Origin of the sequence: Streptomyces physcomitrii, from assembly GCF_012273655.1 — a bacterium.
Taxonomy (GTDB): domain Bacteria; phylum Actinomycetota; class Actinomycetes; order Streptomycetales; family Streptomycetaceae; genus Streptomyces; species Streptomyces physcomitrii.
This window is the reverse complement of record NZ_JAAWWP010000009.1, coordinates 119,210-135,892: the sequence shown is the minus strand read 5'-3', so window position 1 is coordinate 135,892 and position 16,683 is coordinate 119,210. Positions and strand designations below refer to the sequence as shown.

At 71.4% G+C, this 16,683-nt stretch carries 12 protein-coding genes; 3 read left to right on the top strand and 9 right to left on the bottom strand.

The genetic code is table 11. From position 1 onward, the window contains the following. Nucleotides 1–161: 161 nt before the first annotated feature. The gene (locus HFV08_RS16475) at nt 162–2,282 is read right to left on the bottom strand and encodes a DNA gyrase/topoisomerase IV subunit B (protein ID WP_168540206.1); all 2,121 of its coding nucleotides are present in this window, start codon (nt 2,280–2,282) and stop codon (nt 162–164) included. 456 nt (nt 2,283–2,738) lie between these two features. On the opposite strand from HFV08_RS16475, the gene HFV08_RS16470 reads away from it, so the two are divergent. Continuing rightward, entirely contained in the window at nt 2,739–2,969 is a 231-nt protein-coding gene (locus HFV08_RS16470; RefSeq protein ID WP_040247410.1) for a DUF7455 domain-containing protein, read from the top strand. 11 nt (nt 2,970–2,980) lie between these two features. Here the strand turns inward: HFV08_RS16470 and HFV08_RS16465 are convergent, their stop codons facing one another. From HFV08_RS16465 to HFV08_RS16435, 7 genes are all read right to left on the bottom strand, one after another. Then, nucleotides 2,981–3,910 carry a S1 family serine peptidase gene (locus tag HFV08_RS16465; RefSeq protein ID WP_168540204.1) on the bottom strand — a complete coding sequence of 310 codons (930 nt, stop codon included), beginning with the start codon at nt 3,908–3,910 and terminating at the stop codon, nt 2,981–2,983. A gap of 143 nt (nt 3,911–4,053) precedes the next feature. Beyond that, nucleotides 4,054–5,616 carry an RNA polymerase sigma factor gene (locus HFV08_RS16460; protein ID WP_168540202.1) on the bottom strand — a complete coding sequence of 521 codons (1,563 nt, stop codon included), beginning with the start codon at nt 5,614–5,616 and terminating at the stop codon, nt 4,054–4,056. A gap of 444 nt (nt 5,617–6,060) precedes the next feature. Beyond that, on the bottom strand, nt 6,061–6,948 hold the full coding sequence (locus HFV08_RS16455) for a FadR/GntR family transcriptional regulator (RefSeq protein ID WP_168540200.1): 888 nt from the start codon (nt 6,946–6,948) through the stop codon (nt 6,061–6,063). 162 nt (nt 6,949–7,110) lie between these two features. Continuing rightward, nucleotides 7,111–9,273 (bottom strand): ATP-binding cassette domain-containing protein, encoded by a 2,163-nt coding sequence (locus tag HFV08_RS16450; protein WP_168540198.1) that lies wholly within the window; start codon nt 9,271–9,273, stop codon nt 7,111–7,113. 161 nt (nt 9,274–9,434) lie between these two features. Beyond that, nucleotides 9,435–10,193: an NUDIX hydrolase gene (locus HFV08_RS16445; RefSeq protein WP_168540196.1), complete on the bottom strand. Its 759-nt coding sequence runs from the start codon at nt 10,191–10,193 to the stop codon at nt 9,435–9,437. A 163-nt stretch (nt 10,194–10,356) separates the two neighbouring features. Next, entirely contained in the window at nt 10,357–11,859 is a 1,503-nt protein-coding gene (locus HFV08_RS16440) for a DUF4192 domain-containing protein (protein ID WP_168540194.1), read from the bottom strand. Between the two features lie 356 nt (nt 11,860–12,215). After that, nucleotides 12,216–12,839 (bottom strand): ScbR family autoregulator-binding transcription factor, encoded by a 624-nt coding sequence (locus tag HFV08_RS16435; RefSeq protein ID WP_210430392.1) that lies wholly within the window; start codon nt 12,837–12,839, stop codon nt 12,216–12,218. Nucleotides 12,840–13,004: 165 nt separating this feature from the next. Here HFV08_RS16435 and HFV08_RS16430 point away from each other — a divergent pair, with 165 nt between their 5' ends. Both HFV08_RS16430 and HFV08_RS16425 read left to right on the top strand, forming a co-directional pair. Beyond that, complete coding sequence (locus tag HFV08_RS16430) at nt 13,005–15,164, top strand: RecQ family ATP-dependent DNA helicase (protein WP_168540193.1); 2,160 nt, start codon at nt 13,005–13,007, stop codon at nt 15,162–15,164. Nucleotides 15,165–15,348: 184 nt separating this feature from the next. Next, nucleotides 15,349–15,984, top strand: coding sequence for a hypothetical protein (locus HFV08_RS16425; protein ID WP_246341797.1), 636 nt, complete (start codon nt 15,349–15,351; stop codon nt 15,982–15,984). Between the two features lie 66 nt (nt 15,985–16,050). On the opposite strand, the gene HFV08_RS16420 is transcribed toward HFV08_RS16425, so the two are convergent. Next, nucleotides 16,051–16,671: a hypothetical protein gene (locus tag HFV08_RS16420; RefSeq protein ID WP_168540191.1), complete on the bottom strand. Its 621-nt coding sequence runs from the start codon at nt 16,669–16,671 to the stop codon at nt 16,051–16,053. Nucleotides 16,672–16,683 lie beyond the last annotated feature (12 nt).

Below are 16,683 nucleotides of genomic sequence, written 5' to 3'. Positions count from 1 at the left end.
GAGCGCGGACATGAGCGCCTCCGTCGAAGAGTCGTTGACGAGCACTTCGCACGGTACGGCGCCTTCTCCTGCACCCGGATCGGAGCAGGGGTGGATCATGGGTGGATCTGCGGTCTCCACCCGTGGGTGGAGGCATCCCGGAGATGCCCCCACCTGCCGCCTCAGGCGTCGATACGGGAGCGGTCGAGGGTCGCCGCCGAGCCCGTGATGAACTCCTTGCGCGGGGCCACCTCGTTGCCCATCAGCAGGTCGAACACCTGCTCCGAGGCCTCCAGATCGGAGATGTTGATGCGGCGCAGGGTGCGGTGCCGCGGGTCCATCGTCGTCTCCGCCAGCTGGTCCGCGTCCATCTCGCCGAGACCCTTGTAGCGCTGGATGGAGTCCTTGTAGCGCACGTTGGTGCGCTGGAGTTCGAGCAGCGTCTCGCGCAGTTCCCGGTCGGAGTACGTGTAGACGTACTTCTCCTGGCCCTTCTTGGGCTGGCTGAGCTCGATGCGGTGCAGCGGCGGCACCGCCGCGAACACCCGCCCGGACTCGACCATCGGGCGCATATAGCGCTGGAAGAGGGTCAGCAGCAGGCAGCGGATGTGAGCGCCGTCGACGTCCGCGTCCACGAGCAGGATGATCTTCCCGTAGCGGGCCGCGTCGATGTCGAAGGTCCGGCCCGAACCCGCTCCTATGACCTGGATGATCGCGCCGCACTCGGCGTTCTTCAGCATGTCGGACACGGACGACTTCTGGACATTGAGGATCTTGCCGCGGATCGGCAGCAGCGCCTGGAACTCGGAGTTGCGGGCCAGCTTGGCGGTACCGAGCGCCGAGTCGCCCTCGACGATGAAGAGTTCGCTGCGTTCCACGTCGTCGCTGCGGCAGTCGGCCAGCTTGGCGGGCAGCGAGGAGGTCTCCAGGGCGGTCTTCCGCCGCTGCGCCTCCTTGTGCTGGCGGGCGGCGATACGGGTGCGCGCCGCGGCCACCGCCTTCTCCATCACCGCGCGCGCCTGCGCCTTGGCGTCCCGCTTGGTGGAGGTGAGGAAGGCCTTCAGCTCCTTGGCGACGACATTGGCCACGATGCGGTTCGCGGCGGAGGTGCCGAGCACCTCCTTGGTCTGGCCCTCGAACTGCGGCTCGGCGAGGCGGACGGTCACCACGGCGGTCAGCCCTTCGAGGGCGTCGTCCTTGACGATGTCGTCCTCGGCCACCCGCAGCAGCTTCTGCGCCCGCAGCGCCTCGTTCATCGTCTTGGCCACCGACCGCTCGAAGCCCGCGACATGGGTGCCGCCCTTGGGGGTGGCGATGATGTTGACGAAGGACCGCAGCGTGGTGTCGTAACCGGTGCCCCAGCGCAGGGCCACGTCCACGCCGAGATCCCTGGTGACCTCGGTCGGCGTCATCTGGCCGTGGTCGTCGAGGACCGGCACCGTCTCCTTGAAGGACCCCTGCCCGGAGAACCGCAGCACGTCGCAGACCGGCTTGTCGGAGGCGAGGTACTCGCAGAACTCGCTGATGCCGCCGTCGTAGCGGAAGGACTCCTCGCCCTTGGTGCCGCCCTCGCCGAGGCCCATCTCGTCGCGGACGACGATGGTGAGACCGGGCACCAGGAAGGCCGTCTGGCGGGCCCGCTGGTGCAGGTTCTCCAGGGAGAGCTTGGCGTCCTTGAGGAAGATCTGGCGGTCGGCCCAGTAGCGGATCCGGGTGCCCAGCCGATTCTTCGGGATCTTCTTGGTCTTCTTCAGACCGCCCTCGGTGAAGGATCCCTCGGGTCCGCGGCCCGAGAAGGCCCCGGGAACCCCGCGGCGGAAGCTGACCGCGTGGGTGTGGCCGCCGCGGTCGACCTCGACGTCCAGGCGGGAGGAGAGCGCGTTGACGACGGAGGCGCCGACACCGTGCAGACCGCCGGAGGCCGCGTACGAACCGCCGCCGAACTTGCCGCCCGCGTGCAGCTTGGTCATGACGACCTCGACGCCGGACATGCCGGTCTTCGGCTCGACGTCGACCGGGATGCCCCGGCCGTTGTCGCGGACCTCCACGGAACCGTCGTCGTGGAGGAGGACGTCGATGTGGTCGCAGTAGCCGCCGAGGGCCTCGTCGACGGAGTTGTCGATGATCTCCCAGAGGCAGTGCATGAGTCCGCGGCTGTCCGTGGACCCGATGTACATACCCGGTCGCTTGCGAACCGCTTCGAGCCCCTCGAGGACCAACAGGTGCCGCGCGGTGTAGTTGGAGCCGTCACGGTCTGCTCCGGTCAGCAGCGCAGTGGACGGCACGGACATTTCGGCGGTCACGCGGGTTCGCTCCTCGCTGAATTTCAGTTGCGGCCCTGGTGGGTAAAGGGCCCGGCATCGGTCGCCGGTCAGAGCGTACCGAGGCCTGGTAGAGCCGTTGTCACGCCACCCTTGTTCCCTCGCAGACTAGTGCAGGCCCGGGAGGTAATCGTACGTACGTACGATCCCTCTGTGGGGTGAAGCCCACATCGCGTTCCCAAGAAGGCATGAACCATTTAGGCTCCGGGCACGTCCTCCTCAACAACCGGCAAGCCAGCCGGGGGGACCGAGACCGAAGAAACCGCGCGAACCCGTAAGACACATAGACACGCAATACGGCACATTCGCCGCCAACCGTCAGCAGCCAGCCATCCACGGAGAGAAAACTTCCAGGGAAACGCCGCGAGCGGGAACGTTTTCGGCCTGGTTGGATGTTGACCCTGGTACGACAGCTCGTCGAGCTAGAGAAGAGGCGACGTGACTACTGTTCTGACCCCCGCGAGCCCGCTGACCGCGGCCGACCGGTGCGACCGCTGCGGCGCCCAGGCCTATCTGCGCGTTGTCCTCCTGAGCGGCGGTGAACTGCTCTTCTGTGCCCACCACGGCCGGAAGTTCGAGCCGGAACTCAAGAAGATCGCCGCTGAGATACAGGACGAGACCGAGCGGCTGACCGCGTCCCCGGTGCCCGCCGAGGACGAGGACCGCTGATCCCTCGCAATTCAACGACGAGCCACTCCGGCAGAGGCCGGAATCGGGCGGTCGCCCCCTTCAGGGGTGACCGCCCGTTCGCTTTGCGTACGCGGCTCGTCACCCCGGGTCCCGCCCTGGAGAATCTCGCCCCTCAGGAACCCGAGGACCCCGGCCACGCGCGTGTAGACACCGGGGCTCGACGCCTTGCCGCAGCCGTTGCCCCAGGACACCAGGCCGATGAGCTTTCCCTGGGCCACCAGCGGCCCGCCGCTGTCCCCCTGACAGGCGTCCCGGCCCCCCTCGGCCTCCCCGGCGCAGAGCATGCGGGCCCCGACGAACCTGCCTTCCGTGCTTCCCGGGTACGCCTTCGCACAGGTCGCCTCGGGCAGCACCCGCACGGAGGCGGCCCGCAGCGCGTCCGGGTAGTCGTCCCGCCCGCTGGTGTCGCCCCAGCCGTACACGCGGGCCCTCACCCCGGCCCGGTAGGCGGGGTCCCCCGCGGGCGCCATCGCGATCACGGCCGAGCGCGGCAGGGGCTTCGCCAGAGTGAGCGCGGCCACGTCACCCTCGTTGGTGGAACTGTCGTAGCCGGGGTTGAGCGTCACCCGGCGCACGGCGGTCTCGGTGCCTCCGCCGGCCCGCAGGTCGGCACGGCCCGCCACCACCGTGAGGTCGCGCACCTCCCTCAGCGGCACGCCGAGGACCTCACCGCTCAGGCAGTGCGCCGCCGTGAGGACGGTCGAGGTGCCGACCACCGCCCCACCGCAGAACTGCCCGCCGCGCACGGCACCGAAGCGGTCCCGACTCACCAGGGCGACCACCCAGGGGCTCTCTGCGGCGCCGACCCGCTCGCCGCCCACCACACCGCCGCGGGCACCGGCGGAGCCCGGCAGAAGCGGCACCGAGAGCGCGAGAGAGCCCGCCAGGGCCGCCAGCACGCGGACAAGTCGCCGACGCATACGCTCTCCTCACTCCGCTCCGCACTCTGTGTAGAGGGCAGTAATCACAGAGTGAGGCAGGCGTCCGGGTGACGCATCCGCACCCATGCGTGAGGCCCGGACCGCCGTCGGGCGGATCCGGGCCTCTGCACGCACTCGGCGGACTAGTCGAGGTAGTCGCGCAGCACCTGCGAACGGGAGGGGTGACGCAGCTTCGACATCGTCTTGGACTCGATCTGGCGGATCCGCTCACGCGTCACGCCGTAGACCTTGCCGATCTCGTCGAGCGTCTTCGGCTGGCCGTCGGTCAGGCCGAAGCGCATCGACACCACGCCCGCCTCACGCTCGGACAGGGTGTCGAGGACGGAGTGCAGCTGCTCCTGGAGCAGCGTGAAGCTCACGGCGTCGGCCGGGACGACGGCCTCGGAGTCCTCGATGAGGTCACCGAACTCGCTGTCGCCGTCCTCGCCGAGCGGGGTGTGCAGCGAGATCGGCTCACGGCCGTACTTCTGGACCTCGATGACCTTCTCGGGGGTCATGTCGAGCTCCTTGGCCAGCTCCTCCGGGGTGGGCTCGCGGCCCAGGTCCTGGAGCATCTGGCGCTGCACACGGGCCAACTTGTTGATGACCTCGACCATGTGCACCGGGATACGGATGGTGCGGGCCTGGTCGGCCATGGCGCGGGTGATGGCCTGACGGATCCACCAGGTGGCGTACGTCGAGAACTTGTAGCCCTTGGTGTAGTCGAACTTCTCGACCGCGCGGATCAGACCGAGGTTGCCTTCCTGGATCAGGTCCAGGAAGAGCATGCCGCGGCCGGTGTACCGCTTGGCGAGGGAGACCACGAGACGGAGGTTCGCCTCCAGGAGGTGGTTCTTCGCGCGGCGGCCGTCCTCGGCGATGATCTCCAGTTCGCGCTTGAGCTTCGGCGCGAGCTTGTCGGCGCTCGCCAGCTTGTCCTCGGCGAACAGACCGGCCTCGATCCGCTTGGCGAGCTCCACCTCCTGCTCGGCGTTGAGGAGGGGGACCTTGCCGATCTGTTTCAGGTAGTCCTTGACCGGGTCGGCGGTGGCGCCCGCCGCGGCGACCTGCTGTGCGGGGGCGTCGTCCTCGTCCTCGTCGGACAGGACGAATCCCTGGCTGCCCTCTTCGGCGGGCTCCTCGCCCGGCTTGCCGGTGGCGGCCTGCGTCTCCTCGGCGGCCGACTCCTCCTCCGGAGCCTCCTCGCCGTCCTTCTTCCCCGCGGTCTTCTTGGCCGCGGCCTTCTTCGTGGTGGCCTTCTTCGCCACCGTCTTCTTCGCTGCGCTCTTCTTGGCCGCGGCCTTCTTGGCCGGGGCGGCCTCGTCAGCCGGCGCGGCGGACGTTCCGGCCTCCGCGCCGTCCTGTCCGGACGGGGCAGCGGCGGTGGTCTTCTTGGCCGCGGCGGACTTGGCGGCGACGGCCTTGGTGGCAGTGCGCTTGGCCGGACTCTTCGCCGCGACACTCTTGCGTGTGCGCTTGGGCTCCGATGCACTGACCATCAGCGTCACACCCTCTTCCTCGAGGATCTGGTTGAGGCTGCGCAGTACGTTCTTCCACTGAGTGGCCGGAATCTGGTCAGCTTCGAAGGCCCGACGCACATCGTCGCCGGCGATCTGCCCCTCAGACTTTCCCCGCTCGATGAGCGCCAGGACAGAGACGGAATCGGCGATCTCCGGCGGGAGCGTACGGGATGTGCTGGCCGACACGAACAACCTCTCGGAACGATGGAAACGGCTTCCGGCCCCGTCCGCTAGGACCGGGGCCGACGACCGCCGGCTTGGGGATGGGCCGGCGGCGCGCGGGCGGGGGCCGGGAGGACTCACAGCGCCGTGAACGGCGGCCGTATTCCCTCCTCGACTGTCACCTCTTAGGTCATCGCGCTGTTTCCGCAAGCGTTACGCCCAATCTGCGTGGCCCGGGTCACACCGCCGAAGCGCGCAGAAGCAGGCATACACGATCAAACAGCTGCACGGAACGCGCCCCGACCCTCACCAGAGTCCGTCACACCCGATCAGGCGCGGCCCCGAAACCACCCCGCCGGACCCGCGCGCGTGCCCGGCGGGGCAGCGGCGCGGGTCCGGCCGGAGCCGGCGGACCCGGGCAAGGACGGACGGCCGCGCGGCACGTCCCGGCGCTCGCCCCGGAGGGCGTCAGTGCTCGCGCGGAGCCGGAACGACGCGCTCCACCTCGGGGTGGACGGTGAGCAGTTGACGCATCGCGCTCTCCGCTCCCTGGCCGTCACCGCTCGCGAGGCAGTCCACGATGCGGCTGTGGTGACCGAGGGTGCCCTCGTGCGGCCGGTCGCAGCCGGTCGCGGGGGCGCCGGACACCTGGAGCGCGGCCGAGACGATGCCGGACAGGTGGTCGAGCATCCGGTTGCCCGCGAGCTGGATCAGCAGTCCGTGGAACTCCGCGTCGGCGCGGGCGTACGTGACACCGTCACCCTGCGCCAGCGCGTGCCCCATGATCTCGACCATGTCCGCCAGGCGCTGCTGCACCTCCTCGCGGCCGTGACCGGCGGCCAGCCGCGCGGCGAGTGGTTCGATCGTCCAGCGCAGCTCGCTCAGCTCACGACGCTGGTCGTCGCGCTGGGGCCCGAAGGCGCGCCATTCGATGATGTCCGGGTCAAGGAGGTTCCAGTCGCTCACCGGGCGCACCCGGGTGCCGACATTGGGCCTCGCACTCACGAGGCCCTTGGCCTCGAGTACCCGCAGCGACTCGCGGACGACCGTGCGCGAGACCTCGAAACGCTGCCCGATCTCCTCGGGCACCAGCGGCCGGTCGGCACCGAGGTCACCGGAAACGATCATCTGCCCGAGCTGCTGCACAAGTTGGCCGTGCAGGCCCCGGCCGCGGTTTCCCGCCGAGCGCCGGCCCACGCGTCCCAGTTCGGAGTCCGCGCCCTCCCACGCGGGTGCGCCTACGCGATCGGCCCCGGGGGCCTCGGCGTAGGGGTAGCGGTCGAGTTCGCCCGGTCCGGCGATACCGGACTCTGAGGATCGGGCGGCGGTCATCATGGTGTGCGCAAGAGTGCTCATGAGACTTTTGTCGGCCCCGTTCCCAAGTCCCTTGAGGGCTTTGGTGAAAAGCACACGAAAGGGTGATCGCTTCCCCCGCGGCAATTGACGCCTTATCAGAAGGATTTGAGCGCCCCGCAGAAGTATCCGTACAACACCCGTGTCGTTTCGGACCGTTTGCCGTTACTGGGCTCGACTCCGCAAGGACACCAGGACATAAGCGAAGGAAAGCAGGGAAAGCGACAACAGCACTGCCAGGCCGACCGGTTGCCCGACAGCCCGGACGAGCATGACGAAGGGACGTTCGGTCCCGAACGGCCACAGCGTGAGAGCCCTCAATCGCCCGGGCAGACCGGCGGCCGAGTGCGCGGAAGGCCCCTCCAGCGCCTTCTCCATCGCGGGCACCAGCAGTACCGGTACGGCAACCACGGCCGCGATCCCGGCCGTTGCCGACCGGAAGACCCCGGCGGCCAGGACGCCCGCCCAGCCGCACCCGGTCACCAGCCCGAGCCAACTCGCCGTCACGGCAGGCCAGTCGTCGGGTACCCGCGTGAATCCGGGGCCGTAGACGAGTTGGAGCAGAGCGGCGTCGATGCCCAGCGTGAGCAGGGCGAGGAGTAAGCCCGTCGCCGCAGAGACCGCCAACTTCGCGCCGAGCAGCGACAGACGCCGGGGTACGGCCCGCCGGTCCACGGCCAGGACGGGATAGCGGAACTCCTCACCGAAGGCCAGGGCGCCGAGCAGACCCGCGCCGAGAGCGGCAGGCGGCAGCGGAAGCCCCAACGGCCAGGCGGCGAGCACCCGCTGCTGCGGAGTATGGCCGCCGCGCGCCAGCAGGAGCGCCGTCAGGGCAGACACGGACACCGCGACGCCCAGGACGAGATAGGCGGTTGCCACGCCCGTCAGGCGACGCAGCTCGTAGCTCAGCGGCCGCAGCGGGTGCCGCACGGGACGTACGGTCAGCGGCGGAGGGAGTTCGGACAACTCCTCGGCCGCGGCGGGTGGGTGAGGCCGGTCGCGGCGGCGGACAGCCTTCCCACTCATGCCCGGCCCCTCCGCGACCGCCGTGGTGGTCTCGCGCGATGGCGGCTCAAGTGTCGCCTCGTCGTGGGCGGAAGTGCCTGACTCGCCGGACAGCGCGCGGCCCGGAAGGGGACACGGCGGTGGGGGCCCGTGCCGTCCTCGGGGCTCTGTCGGCTCGCCTACCGACTTCGGAGTCGGGACGGGATCGGAGTCGGCGATCGCCGCCGAGAGTCCGGGCTCCGCAGCCGCCTGGTGATGCACAGGCGCCGCCGGGTTGCTCCCCTCGGAGTCGGGGAACCGCTCTGCCCCGGCAAGGAGATCGACGGGCCCACCTGGAACGTGCGGCCGGCCGCCTCCATCGGTCTCCGCCCGGCCTCTTCTGTCGGCCCGTACGGCCCGGTTCATCTGCGGTGCCCGGCCGCGAGCGACGTCCTTCCCGTGCGCGCCGGGGCCCACATCCCCGCTCTCCTCGGCCAGTTGGTGCAGCAGAATGCCGTGCCGGTACGCGAGATCACCGACCTCCGCGCACGTACTCCCGTACACGGAAAGCCTGTTGGGGTCCTCGCTCGTCACCTCCACGGACGCACGGGCCGCTCGCGCCTCCTTGGCCAGGAGGGTGCTCAGGCGTGCTGCGTAGGGACTGCGGACGGTCACCCGCGGCCGGAGCCGAGTCCGTGCGAACTCCCTCACCGGCTGTTCGGCGATGATCCGCCCGCGTTCGAGCACCACGACACGATCCGCGATCCGCGCGGCCTCCCTGGCTTCGGCGGTGGTGAAGAGCACCGTCCCGCCCTGCACGGCATGGGCCCGCAGGAGCCCGTGCATCCACCGGGCCTCCTGACCCGTCAGATCGTGGACCGGTTCGTCGAGGACCAGGGTGTGCGGATCTCCGAGCAGGGCACCGGCCAGGCTCAGCCGGCGGTCCATCCCCGGGGAGAGCCTGCCGAGCCGTTCCTCCGCGAGCCCCGCCATGCCCACCACGTCGAGCACCTCGTCGGCCCGCCCCCGCGGCACGCCCACCGCCGCGCACAGCATCCTCAGCTGCCCGCGGACCGTACGCGAAGGATGGCCGGAGACCTCGTCGAGGAGGGCGCCGACCTCGCGCGCGGGGTGGCTGAACCAGTGCAGCGGCCTCCCCCGGAAGCAGGCGATCCCCCGGCCCGGTTCGAGGCCGAGGAGCAGGCGCAGCGTCGTGGTCCTGCCCGAACGGGGGCTTCCGAGCAGCGCCGTGACCTGGCCCGCCGGAGCCTCGAAGGTCACGTCCTCGACGGTGGGCGGGAGTTTGCGGTGCGGATTGCTCGTCAGTCCGATGGCCTGGATCATCGCTTCTCTCACAAGAGGTGCGACCGCTCGGCGGCCGGGGCGCTTCCGTGGGTTCGGACACGGACCGGCCCCGCAAGTACCTCAGTAAGATAGCGTGAAATATCCGATTTTCAGGGAAGCGGCAACCGGGTGGCGATCCGCTTGCTGCATCCGGGCCGGAATCACACCTCGGGACGCAGCATCGGCGGGTTGAGCAGGGTCGCTCCTCCGGCGCGGAAGAGCTGCGCGGGGCGCCCTCCCTGTCGCGTGGTGGTACCCCCGGTCGGCACGAGGAAGCCCGGGGTGCCCGTCACCTTCCGGTGGAAGTTCCGCGGGTCCAGCACGACACCCCACACGGCCTCGTACACCCGTCGCAGCTCCCCGACGGTGAACTCGGGCGGGCAGAAGGCCGTGGCCAGGGAGGAGTACTCGATCTTCGAACGGGCGCGCTCGACCCCGTCGGCCAGAATCCGCGCGTGATCGAAGGCCAGAGGGGCGGCCGGCTCCTCCTCAGGGGCGCTCGTCAGATCGAGGAAGTCCTCGACCGGTGCCCACCTGGCACTGTGGGCATCGCCTCCCGCACGCGGAGCCGGCAGGTCGGGCGCGAGCACCAGGTGCGCCACGCTGACCACGCGCATCCGGGGGTCTCGTTCGGGATCCCCGTAGGTCGCGAGCTGTTCGAGGTGGGCACCCTTGCCCTGCGGGTCGGCCGCCCCCGCCTCGGCGCTCAGCCCCGTCTCCTCGACGAGTTCCCTCGCCGCGGCGGCTTCCAGATCCTCGTCGCCCCGCACGAAGCCACCCGGGAGCGCCCACCGGCCCTGGAACGGAGGCTCTCCCCGCCGGACCGCCAGGGCGCACAGCGCGTGGCGCCGCACGGTGAGCACGACCAGATCCACGGTGACGGCGAAGGGCGGAAAGGCCGAGGGGTCGTAGGGCGACATGACGGTGATCATAGTCGTCTGCCTGACGATAAACATCCTGTTCGCACCCCGGCTTCACGCCCGGATCCGGACACCCCCGCCCGCCGCCCTCGCCACACCCCTACCGGCGTCCCGGGCGTGCTCTACGGCACCCTTCCCCTGTCGAGACCGCGCCGCCCGCGGATCACCGGCCGCTCCGGGCTCCCCTCCTTCCCGCCCTCCGGGTCTGCGGTGGGACGCGGGGCGCGGGGTGCGGCGAACCACCCGTGGGGCCCGAACCCGGCCGCTTCCTGCCACGACGGGCGGCGCGGGCAGGGCGGGGCTGCGGCCTGCCTTGAGCCACTGGCGTGTCAGCCGATGCAGCCGCCGTTCCCGCCTCCGGGCCTCCCGGTGCTTCCAGCTGTCCTGACTCCCCCGGTTCCCCTGTGCGGTCTCCCGTCCGCGAGGGCTCGGAGTCCCCGGCCGCCTCCTCCTCGGACTCCCGGTCGGCGCGCTCCTGCCGCAGGCATCTGCGGACCGCCTCCGGGTCGAGCCCTTCGGTGCACGCGCGGTGCAGCAGCCGGGCGAAGGTGTACTGCGGATCCGCTCCCAGGGCCATGGCAAGCGCCTCCCTGGCCTCGAACTCGTCACCGAGCGACCATGCGACCCATCCGGCGAGGGTGAGGGGCGCCGCGGCGTAGTCCGCGTACGGGCCGACGCAGCGTCGCGCGAGTGCCCGCCAGAGCCTCAGGGCCGGTGCGGCCTTCTCCCCTTCCATCCATTCGGCCACCCGGTCACGGGTGCTGCGGTCCTGGAGTCCCAGGAGCAGCGCCGCGGCCTCGTCATGGGCGAGGAGTTCGTCGTCCTGCGGATCCGGGCTCACCGATCGCCCCACGGGTGGCGCCTCGGCCAGTCGGGCCAGGACCCTCCGGGCGAGATCGGCGGTCTCCTCCGCCACGACGCCCCGGGTCTCCGCGGCCAGGATCCGCGGCCCGATGTCCGGACGGGCGGCGTCGAGCGCGCGTTCCTGCTCCTGGATGCGGGTGATCTGCTCCAGGCCGGTCGGCGCCCAGGGGCTGAGGCGGCTCCGCAACTCGTCGAGGGAGCCGCGTACTTGGATGCCCGCGTAGGTCGCCGCGGCGGCGAGAACCGAGGTGCCGGGTACGCCGAGGGGGACGCCCTCCGGCGGGCAGCACCCGTGGCCGGGGCAGCAGTAGGACCAGATGCGCCCGCCGGACAGGCACAGCGCCTCGACCACCGGGACGTCGAGGCTTCCGCACGAGGTGCGCAGCAGTTGGGCCAGCGGCCTCAGTCGCTCCATCACCTGCTGACCGGTCTCCTCGCCCTTCGGCTCCTGGGAGAGGTAGACGATCATGCCGTCGGGCTTCCCGCGCCGTCGCTCGATGCCGCCGATCAGCGAGCGCGCGGTCTCGCGCGCCACCGGCGGCCAGTCCTCCGGGCGTTCCGGGATGCCGAGCCTCGCCCTGCCGCCGAAGTTCCCCAGCCCGTCTCCTTCGTGCACCGCCGCGAGGACGATGCTGTCTCCGGGCCGGTACCCGAGGAGATAGGGCAGGGCGTCCGCCAGTTCGCCCGCGGTGCGCAGGGTCAGGGGATTCTGCTCGGTGAGTGGATCGGTTCCGGGCTCCGCGCCACGGCTCGTGGTGGGCTCCGGCTTGTCGAAGTGTTCCGCCTCGTGGTGATTCGTCATGCGGGCAAGCCTTGCGCGATTCGTCACCTCGTGGGGAAGCCTGTGGACAACTCGGATCAGGGGCATGCCAGGAGTTGTCCACAGGCTGACGGGGTCACTTGCCGGAATCCCGGGGAGCGGGGTTGCCTCGGCGCATGCGCGAAATTCAACAGCAGAACGCCACATACGCGATGAAGCCCGCCTTTTCAGGATTCCCGGGAGGTCCGGAGGCAGCCGGGCGCCGAGGTTCGGCGCACGACCTCGGTTCGCATCGGACGCCGCCTCACTCCGCCTCACGTACGCCGGACAGCCAGTCCCACGGCCCACACCGGCCGCCGCCACGACGGGCCCGGACTCCGCTCGGGCGCCTCGCGGGACTACTTCGCGGTGCCGTCGACCGGCTCCGGGGCGGTCCTCAGGTGAGGCAGCAACTCCGGAGCGGCGATACCCGGAAGCAGGCAGCGCCAGAGCACCGAGGTCCGGTGCAGCAGGTCCCTGCGCTCGGTGTAGATCTGCGACATCAGCTGAACGCCCGTGAAGGCGCCGACCACCAGATCGGCCACGTCCCCGACATCGGCGTCCGGCCGCAGTTCGCCCCGCTCCGCGGCCTCGGCAAGGAGGGCGAGGACGACCTCCGCCGAGCGCTGGTAGGCCACGACCTTCCCCTCGGAGAAGGAGGTCTGCTCCACGGTGAGCCGGACACCGGCCTGGAGCACGGGATCGCGCTGCAGCTTGCGGGCGAAGCTCAGGGTCAGGTCGATCGCCGCCTGGAGCCGGATCGGCCGTTCCGGGGCGACCAGCGCTTCCGACTGGACATCCACCAAGGCGGCGGCGATGTCCTCCTTCGAGGGGAAGTGGTGGTAGAGCGCGCCGCGGGTGAGGCCGGTGCGTGCCAGGATCGCCGTGGTGCTCGCCCCGTCGTAGCCGCTCTCCGCGAAGACACCCGCCGCCGCCTCGAGGATCAGACGGCGCGTTCTGATACCGCGTTCCTGCAGTGCCATCCGCACTCCGCCCCGGCCGAGGAGACACTCCCGGCAGCAGCCTACTCCCGAGGCCCTTCCGGGATGGCCCGCGAGCGGTCCTGCCCGGCGTCGGGCGGGGCCCCGCCGACGGGCCCGGAGGGGCGCGGTTGGCCCGATGTCACCGGGATCGGGTTGCATGGGGGGATGAGTGAAGATCTGCGATCCACCGCCGATGCGGTGCTGGCCCGGCTCGTCGGCGACGCCTCGGGGAGCGCCCGGCTGCGCGAGGACCAGTGGCGGGCGGTCGAGGCACTGGTGGCGCACCACCGCCGGGCCCTCGTCGTGCAGCGCACCGGCTGGGGGAAATCGGCGGTCTACTTCGTGGCGACGGCGCTGCTCCGGGAGCGGGGCAGTGGTCCCACTGTGATCGTCTCGCCGCTGCTGGCACTCATGCGCAACCAGGTCGAGGCCGCGGCCCGTGCCGGAATCCACGCGCGCACGATCAACTCCGCCAACCCCGAGGACTGGCAGGAGATCCAGGCCGAGGTCGCGGAGGGCAGCGTGGACGTCCTCCTGGTGAGTCCGGAGCGGCTCAACAACCCCGACTTCCGGGACCAGGTGCTGCCCAAGCTGGCGTCGGCGACCGGACTGCTCGTGGTGGACGAGGCGCACTGCATCTCCGACTGGGGCCACGACTTCCGCCCCGACTACCGCAGGCTGCGGACCATGCTCGCCGATCTCCCGCCCGGCGTCCCGGTGCTGGCGACCACGGCCACGGCGAACGCCCGGGTCACCGCGGACGTCGCCGAACAGCTCGGCACCGGCGCCACCTCGGATGCCCTGGTGCTGCGGGGCCCACTGGACCGGGAGAGCCTCAGCCTCGGTGTCGTCGAACTGCCCGACGCGGCGCACCGGCTCGCCTGGCTCGCCGAGCACCTCGACACCCTTCCGGGCTCGGGGATCGTCTACACGCTGACCGTGGCGGCCGCGGAGGAGGTCACGGCCTTCCTGCGCGGTGCGGGGCACACCGTCGCCTCCTACACCGGCAAGACGGAGAACGCCGACCGGCAGCAGGCCGAGGAGGATCTGCTGGCCAACCGGGTCAAGGCCCTGGTCGCGACCTCGGCGCTGGGCATGGGGTTCGACAAACCGGACCTGGGATTCGTCGTCCACCTCGGCTCACCCTCCTCCCCCATCGCCTACTACCAGCAGGTGGGCCGGGCCGGGCGCGGGGTCGAGCACGCGGAGGTGCTGCTCCTGCCCGGACGCGAGGACGAGGTGATCTGGCGGTACTTCGCCTCCCTGGCCTTCCCTCCGCAGGAGCAGGTGCGCCTCACCCTCGACACCCTGGCCGCGGCGGAGCGGCCGCTCTCCCTGCCGGCCCTGGAGCCCTTGGTGGAACTGCGCCGCTCCCGGCTGGAGACGATGCTGAAGGTCCTCGACGTGGACGGGGCGGTGCGCCGGGTCAAGGGCGGCTGGGTCTCCACCGGCCGACCGTGGACGTACGACACCGAGCGGTACGCCTGGGTCGCCAAGCAGCGGGAGGCGGAGCAGGGCGCGATGCGCGAGTACGCGCGGACCGAGGGCTGCCGGATGGAGTTCCTGCGCCGGCAGCTCGACGACCCGGAGGCGGCGCCCTGCGGTCGCTGCGACAACTGTGCGGGACCGCGGTTCGGCACCGAGGTGACGCCCGCGGCCCTGAGTGCCGCCAGCGGCGAACTGGGCCGCGCCGGCGTGGACGTGGAGCCACGCAAGATGTGGCCGACCGGGCTCGCCGCGGCAGGCCTCGCGCTCAAGGGCCGGATCCCGGCCGATGAGCAGGGGGCGCCCGGAAGGGCGCTCGGGCGACTCTCCGACATCGGCTGGGGCAACCGGCTGCGGCCCATGCTCGGCGCCCAGAGCGCCGACGGGCCGGTGCCCGAGGAGGTGGCCCGCGCGGTCGTCTCGGTACTCGCGGACTGGGCGAAGGGTTCGCAGGGCTGGGCCCCGGGAAGCCCGGGGGCCCAGCCGCGCCCGGTCGGTGTGGTCGCCGTGCCCTCGGGCACCCGGCCGCGGCTCATCTCCTCGCTGGCCGAGCGGATCGCCGAGGTGGGGAGGCTGCCCCTGCTGGGGTCACTGGCCTACGCACCGGGCGCGGAGGCCGAGTTGCGGGGGCGCAGCAACAGCGCCCAGCGGGTCAAGGCGCTCGAGGGGGCACTCGTCCTGCCCGCTGAACTCGGCGGCGCCCTGGCCCGGTCCGAGGGTCCGGTGCTGCTGGTGGACGACTACACGGAGACCGGCTGGACTCTGGCCATGGCCACCAGGCTGCTGCGGAAGGCAGGCGCGCAGGGGGTGTTGCCCCTGGTGCTCGCGGTGCAGGCCTGAAAGGGCGCCGGGTGGGCAGGCACCAGAAATGACGGCAGGTGGCGTCGATTACTCGTTGCCGCGAACGTGAACGGCAGGGAGAATTGGCCTTGCCTCCGCGTGTCCACTGTGCCGGGCGCCGCTGTGCCGCGGAAGCGCCTCCTGTTCCCCTGCCCTCTGCGGGCGCGTGTCCGAAGGGAGAGACATGACCTTCGAATCCACGCAGCCCCCACCCGGACCGGTGGAACGCCCGCGCCGTCCCGGCACCGACTTCTTCGGCCATCAGGACACCGCGCCACGTCTCCTGGAACCAGCCGAGTGGGCCTCCGCCGGTATCCCCCTGCTGCGTGATCCGCGGCAGGTGGTCGGCGGCCTGTACAGCAGACACAGTCCCACTCCGGAGACCGCGGTGGTGGCGGTGTTCGATCCCGAGGAGCGACTTCAGGCCAGTGCCTCCTTCCGCCGGAGTTCGGCACCGGACGGCTGGGCCTTCCGCAACGCGCTGCTCGACCGGCTGCGCCGGGTCATCCCGCACGATCTGCGGCGCAGGACTCCGGTGCGGACCGCCGTACTGCTCTACTGCCGTGCCGGAGACGGGCGTTGGACTGCGGAGGACGGGGCGTGGATGTGGGGCCTGCGGGACGCCTGCACCCTGCACGGCCTGCGGTGCGGGGCCTACATCACGCTGACGCCCGAGGGCTGGCGGGTGCAGGGCGAGGGACGCGGCGGGCGCAGCCCGCGCTCGGGTTCCGCGCCCGCGCCGCTGGAGGAGACCGAGGCACCGTATGTACGCCCCGGAGGCGGCACCCGGTCGCCGATGTGGTGGGCCGCCGCGCGCTGAGGGGGCCCGGCCCGAGGGCAGGCCGAGGGGCCGGAGCCCGTCCGGTCGGCCGCCGGGGCCGGGCTCTCAGACGCCCGCGCCGAGAACCGCGTTGATGCGCTGCGGGTCGCCGCAGACGATCAGCAGGGTTCCCGCCTTGGCCAGTGCGAGGGGCAGGGCGCTGACGGCGACGGCATCGGAGCCGCCGTTCAGGGCGACGACCACGACGGGGCGTTCGGTGGCCCGCGCGGCGATGTCGTGCTGGGTGTAGAAGACGTCGTCCCCGGCGTCGTGCTGGGCCCAGTAGGCGCCCTCGCCGAAGGAGAGTTCATGGGCGGCCCACGGGTGCGGGTCGCCCGTGGTCACCAGGAGGACCTCGCCCGGCGCGCGACCGGAGTCGAGCAGCAGGTCGACGGCTTCCTCGGCGGCGTCCAGGGCGCCTTCGGGGGAAGCGGGGATGAGCTGGATCTGCGGCGCCGTACGGGAGGGTGCGGCGACGGGGCCCGGAGCGGCCGTCTGCTGCTCGCGCGGCGTGCGCTGCGCGGGAGCCGACGGGCGTACGGGACCGGGACGGCCGGGGCGCGCGGGGGCCACGGGCCGGGGACCGGGTACGGGACGAGGGGTCGGCGCGGTGCGGCTGCTCGCCGCGGCGGCGCGGGGACCCTGGGCACTCTCGTGAATCTGAGGCTCCTCGGGAGGGAGAGGCATGAGCTGATGTCT

Bases quoted from the DNA above. Each gene is read 5' to 3' on its own strand.
- HFV08_RS16465 (WP_168540204.1), bottom strand. From the start codon at position 3,910: ATGCGTCGGCGACTTGTCCGCGTGCTGGCGGCCCTGGCGGGCTCTCTC.
- HFV08_RS16455 (WP_168540200.1), bottom strand. From the start codon at position 6,948: ATGAGCACTCTTGCGCACACCATGATGACCGCCGCCCGATCCTCAGAG.
- HFV08_RS16450 (WP_168540198.1), bottom strand. From the start codon at position 9,273: ATGATCCAGGCCATCGGACTGACGAGCAATCCGCACCGCAAACTCCCG.
- HFV08_RS16445 (WP_168540196.1), bottom strand. From the start codon at position 10,193: ATGTCGCCCTACGACCCCTCGGCCTTTCCGCCCTTCGCCGTCACCGTG.
- HFV08_RS16440 (WP_168540194.1), bottom strand. From the start codon at position 11,859: ATGACGAATCACCACGAGGCGGAACACTTCGACAAGCCGGAGCCCACC.
- HFV08_RS16435 (WP_210430392.1), bottom strand. From the start codon at position 12,839: ATGGCACTGCAGGAACGCGGTATCAGAACGCGCCGTCTGATCCTCGAG.
- HFV08_RS16430 (WP_168540193.1), top strand. From the start codon at position 13,005: ATGAGTGAAGATCTGCGATCCACCGCCGATGCGGTGCTGGCCCGGCTC.
- HFV08_RS16425 (WP_246341797.1), top strand. From the start codon at position 15,349: ATGACCTTCGAATCCACGCAGCCCCCACCCGGACCGGTGGAACGCCCG.
- HFV08_RS16420 (WP_168540191.1), bottom strand. From the start codon at position 16,671: ATGCCTCTCCCTCCCGAGGAGCCTCAGATTCACGAGAGTGCCCAGGGT.